This window comes from Streptomyces sp. NPDC002790 (assembly GCF_040295505.1).
Taxonomy (GTDB): domain Bacteria; phylum Actinomycetota; class Actinomycetes; order Streptomycetales; family Streptomycetaceae; genus Streptomyces.
Genome location: NZ_JBEOVM010000192.1, coordinates 1 through 6,179 on the forward strand (window position 1 = coordinate 1; position 6,179 = coordinate 6,179).

Below are 6,179 nucleotides of genomic sequence, written 5' to 3' on the forward strand. Positions count from 1 at the left end.
CGCTGCCCCGGACCCCGCGCCTCAATCGCCGGCGGGGCTCAAAAGCCCTGCTCAATCGCCGCAGGGGCTTTAAAGACTTGCTCATCAAGCGCCGCAGGGGCTTGAAAAGCCTGCTCGAGCGCCGCAGGGGCTCGAGAGGGTTACGACAAGGTGGCTTCTGCGTCGAGGGTGACGGCGACCGCCTGGATCACGGAGGCGATCTTGAAGGCCTCCTGGACGACCTCACGGTCGACACCCGCCTTGCGCAGCACCTGCTCGTGCGAGTCAAGGCACATCCCGCACCCGTTGATCGCCGAGACCGCGAAGGACCACAGCTCGAAGTCGACCTTGTCGACCCCCGGGTTGCCGATGACGTTCATCCGCAGACCGGCACGCATCGTCCCGTACTCGTTGTCCGAGAGCAGGTGACGCGTGCGGTAGAAGACGTTGTTCATCGCCATGATGGCGGCAGCCGACTTCGCGGCGGTGTACGCCTCCGCCGACAGGTTCGCCTTCGCCTCGGGCTCCAGCTCGCGCAGCACCCGCGGGGACCGGGAGGCGATGGCGGTCGCCAGGACCGTGCCCCACAGCTGCTGGGCCGGAAGGTCAGAGTTGCCGATGACCGAGCCCAGGTTGAGCTTCAGGTCCTTGGCGTAGTCCGGAACGGCGGACTTCAGTTCGTCGAGAGACATGTCAGCAGCCTTCCGTTCACTCGCCCGAGAGGAGCGCGACCGGGTCCAGGGTCTCGTCGCCCGAGGTCCAGTTGCACGGGCACAGCTCGTCCGTCTGGAGGGCGTCGAGGACCCGGAGGACCTCCTTGGGGTTACGGCCGACGGAGCCGGCGGTCACCATCGTGAACTGGATCTCGTTGTTCTGGTCGACGATGAAGACGGCGCGCTGCGCGAAGCCGTCCTCGCCCTCGATGCCGAGGTCACGCATGAGCTCGTGCTTCGAGTCGGCCATCATCGGGAAGGGCAGGTCCGTCAGGTCCGGGTGGTCCTTGCGCCAGGCGTGGTGCACGAACTCGGAGTCACCGGAGAAGCCGAGGATCTGGGCGTCACGGTCGGCGAACTCCTCGTTCAGCTTGCCGAACGCGGCGATCTCGGTGGGGCACACGAAGGTGAAGTCCTTGGGCCACGCGAAGACGATCTTCCACTTGCCCTCGTAGGTCTTGTGGTTGATCTGCTCGAACTCAGAGCCCTTCTCCAGCGAGACACAGGCAGTCAGGTCGAACTCGGGGAACTTGTCACCGACAGTGAGCACACGAACTCCTTGCAGTAGGAGACATCCCTTTTGGGGCTGTTTCCATGGGTTGGACTGCTCAAGATCGTGGCACAGAGTGCATTGATTACGGAAATAGCTAGACTCGGTCATGTTGATCGGAGGTGGCTATCAGTGGCCGTACAGAACGGAAAGCCCGCGGGGGCCCGGCGCAGACAGCCGAGCCTGGCGCAGCTGCGGGCGTTCGCCGCGGTCGCGGAGCACCTGCACTTCCGGGACGCGGCGGCGGCGATCGGGATGAGTCAGCCCGCGCTGTCGGGCGCGGTCTCGGCGCTCGAGGAGGTGCTGGGCGTGACCCTTGTCGAGCGTACGACGAGAAAGGTGCTGCTCTCGCCGGCCGGGGAGCGGATCGCGGTGCGGGCCAAGGCAGTGCTCGACGGGGTCGGCGCGCTCGTCGAGGAGGCCGAGGCGGTGCGGGCGCCGTTCACGGGGGCGCTGCGGCTCGGGGTGATTCCCACGGTGGCGCCGTATCTGCTGCCGACGGTGCTGCGGCTCGTCCACGAGACGTATCCCGATCTGGACCTTCAGGTGCACGAGGAGCAGACGTCGTCGCTCGTCGAGGGCCTGGGTGCGGGGCGGCTCGATCTGCTGCTGCTCGCCGTGCCGCTCGGGGTGCCGGGGATGAGTGAACTCCCGCTGTTCGACGAGGACTTCGTGCTCGTCACGCCGCTCGACCACTGGCTCGGCGGCCGGGAGGGGATCCCGCGCGAAGCGCTGCGGGAGCTGAACCTGCTGCTTCTGGACGAGGGGCACTGCCTGCGCGACCAGGCCCTCGACATCTGCCGGGAGGCGGGCCGCGACGACGCTCCCGTCGCCACGACCGCCGCCGGGCTCGCCACGCTGGTCCAGCTCGTCGCGGGCGGCCTCGGGGTGACGCTGCTGCCGCGCACCGCCGTGTCCGTCGAGACCAGCCGGAGCAGCCAGCTGCTCACCGGGTACTTCGCGGAGCCCGCCCCCGCACGCCGGGTGGCCTTCGCCATGCGTACGGGGGCGGCGCGCTCCGCGGAGTACGTGGAGCTGGCCTCGGCTCTGCGAACGGCCTTGCGGGGCATGCCGGTTCGCATCCTCGGCGACGGCTGAGCCGACGGCCGGGCGTCACTCCGTCCGCAGCCCCTCTGCCCGCATCATGCGGTACAGCGGAGGCAGGGACAGGAGGGTCACCACCGCGACGAGGGCGGCGCCCACACCGGTCAGCGGGAGGAACAGCAGCCAGTCGGTCACCGGTTTGTCCACAAGGCGCAGCATCAGCCAGCCGAGGGTCAGTCCGCCCGTCACGGCGATGGCCATGCCCAGGACGACCGGGATCGCCGTCTGCCACAGCACGGACCAGGCGAGCGTCGAGCGCTTCGTGCCGTAGGCGACGAGCACCGACAACAGCCGCCTGCGCTCGCGGAGTTGCTCGATCTGCGAGACCAGCATCGACGCCGCGATGATCACCATGGTGAGGGCGGCGGCCGTGAACAGGCCCGTGCGGATGCTCGCGTACTCCTTGTCGCGGGACACGAATGTGTTCGTCCACACCTGCATGCCCGGGTCGATCGCGAACGCGGTGTTGCGCACGTGGTCCTCGGCGTCGGGCACGCTCTCGTCGATCTGGATCTGCGCGTTGGTCGACGCGGTGTGCAGGGTCGCAGGGTCGAGGGCGCCCGGGGTGGCGAGGATGCCGCCGTAGTAATCGCCCGTCGGGTCCTTGCGGGAGTCGACGGTGCGTACGTCCTTGGGCAGCGTCCAGTGCACCGGCTTCAGGTCGGTGCGGCCCGAGTCCTCGGGATCGTCCACGACGAGCCGCGCGCCGGGGACTGCGACCTTCTCCAACTGGTCGTCGGCGTACGAGTCGTGGGAGCGGGTCACCCGGAAGACGTCGCCGTCGGAGCACGACGGCAGGCTGGCGAGTTCGCGCAGCGAGGGGCAGGAGCCGACGGACAGTGAGGAGGACGGGGGGAAGCCGTCCTCGGCCGGCTTCGCGCCCACGCGTTCGGCATCGGTGATGACCGTGCCGATGACCTTCTTGACACCCTTGGTGGTCCGGAAGTCCTGGACCATCCGGTCGGCCATCGTGCCGCTCGGGAAGTCGGTGTTCGCGCCGATCTGGGCGCGCTGGGGGTCCTGGCCGGTCGAGCTGGTGAAGCTGTCGTTGATGCCGACGGTGTACATCTGCAGGGCGATGCCGCCGGCCACCGCGATGGTGATGCCGGAGATCGCGCGGGTGGCGCCGCTGCTGTTCAACTGGAGCCTGCGGGTCGCCAGTTGCCAGGGGACGGGGCCGCCCCGCAGCCGCCGCACGACGGCCTCGACGAGCCAGGGGAGTACGAGGACCAGGCCGGTGAGGGAGAGCAGGACACCGCCGCCGATCAGCACCATGCCGCGGTGGGTCGTGTCGGAGGCGGAGCGGGACAGGAGCAGGATCAGGATGCCGGCGGCGAGGAACAACAGCCGCCACCACAGCTTGCGGCTGCGCACCCGGCCGCCCCGCACGACCCCGAGCGGCTCGATGGCCACGGAGCGCAGGGCGAACACCGTGACGGCGATCGCGGACAGCGGCACCGCCAGCAGGACCAGCACGGCGAGCGCCGGGACCGGGGTGAAGTCCGCGGGGAACGCGGCCAGTCGCCACAGCTCGACGTGGGCGAGCACCTGCCGGCCGGCGAGGAAGAGGAGCACGCCGGCCACGAGCCCGAGGAGGGTGCCGAGCAGTGCCTCACCGGCCGCCACCCAGCGCGTCGTCCGGGCGTCCGCGCCGACCAGGCGCAGCGCGGCGAGCCTGCGGTCGCGCCGCTCGCCGCCGAACCGCACGGCGGTCGCGACGAAGATGGCGATGGGCGCGAGCAGCACCACACAGGCCAGAATGATCATGAGCACGAGGGCCGGGTCGAGCGGATTGTTCTCGCCCGCCTGCCCGAAGTGGTCGATGCGGTGGGCTCCGCGGTCCGTGCTCAGGCTGTCACTGCCCGCGTACATGTACAGGTCGAAGGGGTCGCTCAGGCCCGCTTCGTGGATGGTGCCGACGTCGCGGAAGTGGTAGCGCTGCTTGAGCAGTTCGCCCTCGGGGGAGGCGAGGAGGTCGCGCATTGCGGGCGAGACCAGCATCTCACCGGGGCCCGGCAGCTTGTCGACGCCGGGCGGCAGGGCGGGGTGCCCGCCCTCGGGCCGCACCATGTAGCCGCCGATCGTCTCGTCCCGGTACTCCGAGGAGCCGTCGAGCGTGAGCAGCGTGCGGTCCGACCGCGGTACGTCGTCCTGCTCGAGCGTGTTGACCGTGCGGGCGTCGGAGCGGTCGTTGCGCGCGCTCGTGAAGTTCGGCACGGCGGCGGCGCCCAGCAGCACGGCGACGCCGAGGCCGACGCCGAGCGCGGTGAGCAGCGTACGGATCCAGCCCTCGCGACCGCCGGAGAAGCCGAAGCGGACGCCGAGCGCGAGGTCGCGCAGGCGGCCCTGGAGGCCGGCGTTCGCGGGGGCGGGCGGGGCCTGCACGGGCCGGTCGTCGAGGAGCGTCATCGGGCGAACTCCATGTCCCGGGCCTTGCCGTCCCGTACGACGATCTCGCGGTCCGAGTAGGCGGCGACCCGCGTCTCGTGGGTGACCAGGACGACGGCGGCGCCGGTGCTGCGGGCGGCGTCGGTGAGCAGCTCCATGACGCGCTCGCCGTTGAGCGAGTCCAGGGCGCCGGTGGGCTCGTCGGCGAACAGCACACGCGGCCCCGTGACCAGGGAGCGGGCGACCGCGACGCGCTGGCCCTGGCCGCCGGAGACCTCACCGGGGCGCTTGCCCGCGAGGTCGTCGACCTCCAGGCGCTGGAGCCATTCGATGGCCCGGCGCTCGGCGTCCTTGCGCTTCACGCCGTTCAGACGCAGCGGGAGCGCGACGTTCTCGACGCACGTCAACTCCGGGACGAGCTGGCCGAACTGGAACACGAAGCCGAACTCGCCGCGGCGCAGCGCGCTGCGCTCCGCGTCGGACATGGCGGTCAGTTCGCGGCCGTTGTACGTGATGGTGCCGGAGTCCGGCGTGATGATGCCGGCGAGGCAGTGCAGCAGTGTCGACTTGCCGGAGCCCGAGGGGCCCATGACGGCGACGACCTCGCCCGGGTGGACGGAGAAGGAGGCGTCGTCGAGGGCCGGTGTCGGCCCGTACGTCTTGTGCAGGCCGGTGGCGGCGAGCAGGGAACCGGCGGGAGTGGTGGGGTGACTCATGAAGGGCGGACCTCCGCGGCGAGCTTGTCGAGGCGCGCGGCGGTCAGTTCCAGCCAGCGCAGATCGGCTTCCAGGTGGAACAGGGCGTGGTCGCAGATGAGCTGATCGGCGAGATCGCCCTTGCGCTTGCGGTCCGTGAGGATGCGCATCAGGCGCAGGTGCTCGGAACGCTGCGCGTCGAGCAGTTCGGTGGCGTCGCGCCCGGTCAGCAGGGCGAGGACGACCTTGGTGTAGAGGGTCGACTGGAGGTACGGCTCCGGCTTCTCCGGCGTCGCGAGCCACTGCCGTACGTCGGTGACGCCGGCGTCGGTGATCGCGTACCGCTTGCGCTCGGGGCCTTCGCCGGACTCGATCCCGTCGACCTCGACGAGGCCGTTCTTCAGGAGGCGGGACATCGTCGAGTAGACCTGCCCGTAGTGCAGCGGCTTGTCGTGCCCGAAGGTGTCGTCGAATGTGCGCTTGAGGTCGTAACCGTGGCGGGGCCCGGATTCGAGCAGCCCGAGGAGGGTGTGGCCGATGGACATGAGCAGCACTATACACACCGTGTATACGTGGTGTGTATAGCTCGCCGTAACGCACGGGCTCCGCCCCGGACCCCGCGCCTCAACCGCCGGCGGGGCTGGAAATGCCAATCGCCGGCGGGGCTTGATCTATCAAGCCCCGCCGGCGATTGAGGCGATCTTTCAAGCCCCTGCGGCGATTGAGCAGGTCTTTCAAGCCCCGCCGTTC

At 69.9% G+C, this 6,179-nt stretch carries 6 protein-coding genes; 1 reads left to right on the plus strand and 5 read right to left on the minus strand.

Annotation, left to right across the window (positions count from 1 at the left end; genetic code table 11):
- Window positions 1–140: 140 nt before the first annotated feature.
- Both ABT004_RS35515 and ABT004_RS35520 read right to left on the minus strand, forming a co-directional pair.
- On the minus strand, window positions 141–671 hold the full coding sequence (locus tag ABT004_RS35515; protein ID WP_351345687.1) for an alkyl hydroperoxide reductase: 531 nt from the start codon (window positions 669–671) through the stop codon (window positions 141–143).
- 16 nt (window positions 672–687) lie between these two features.
- The gene (locus ABT004_RS35520; protein WP_351345690.1) at window positions 688–1,242 is read right to left on the minus strand and encodes a peroxiredoxin; all 555 of its coding nucleotides are present in this window, start codon (window positions 1,240–1,242) and stop codon (window positions 688–690) included.
- A 132-nt stretch (window positions 1,243–1,374) separates the two neighbouring features.
- Here ABT004_RS35520 and ABT004_RS35525 point away from each other — a divergent pair, with 132 nt between their 5' ends.
- Window positions 1,375–2,340, plus strand: a complete 966-nt coding sequence (locus ABT004_RS35525; RefSeq protein ID WP_351345693.1) for a LysR substrate-binding domain-containing protein — start codon at window positions 1,375–1,377, stop codon at window positions 2,338–2,340.
- Window positions 2,341–2,355: 15 nt separating this feature from the next.
- Here the strand turns inward: ABT004_RS35525 and ABT004_RS35530 are convergent, their stop codons facing one another.
- The 3 genes from ABT004_RS35530 to ABT004_RS35540 are packed head-to-tail and all read right to left on the minus strand — an operon-like array spanning window position 2,356 to window position 5,974.
- The gene (locus ABT004_RS35530) at window positions 2,356–4,755 is read right to left on the minus strand and encodes an FtsX-like permease family protein (protein WP_351345696.1); all 2,400 of its coding nucleotides are present in this window, start codon (window positions 4,753–4,755) and stop codon (window positions 2,356–2,358) included.
- Window positions 4,752–5,450 (minus strand): ABC transporter ATP-binding protein, encoded by a 699-nt coding sequence (locus ABT004_RS35535; protein WP_351345699.1) that lies wholly within the window; start codon window positions 5,448–5,450, stop codon window positions 4,752–4,754. The genes ABT004_RS35530 and ABT004_RS35535 overlap by 4 nt, the downstream gene beginning before the upstream one ends.
- Entirely contained in the window at window positions 5,447–5,974 is a 528-nt protein-coding gene (locus ABT004_RS35540; protein ID WP_351345702.1) for a PadR family transcriptional regulator, read from the minus strand. Before ABT004_RS35540 ends, ABT004_RS35535 begins: the two co-directional genes overlap by 4 nt.
- Window positions 5,975–6,179 lie beyond the last annotated feature (205 nt).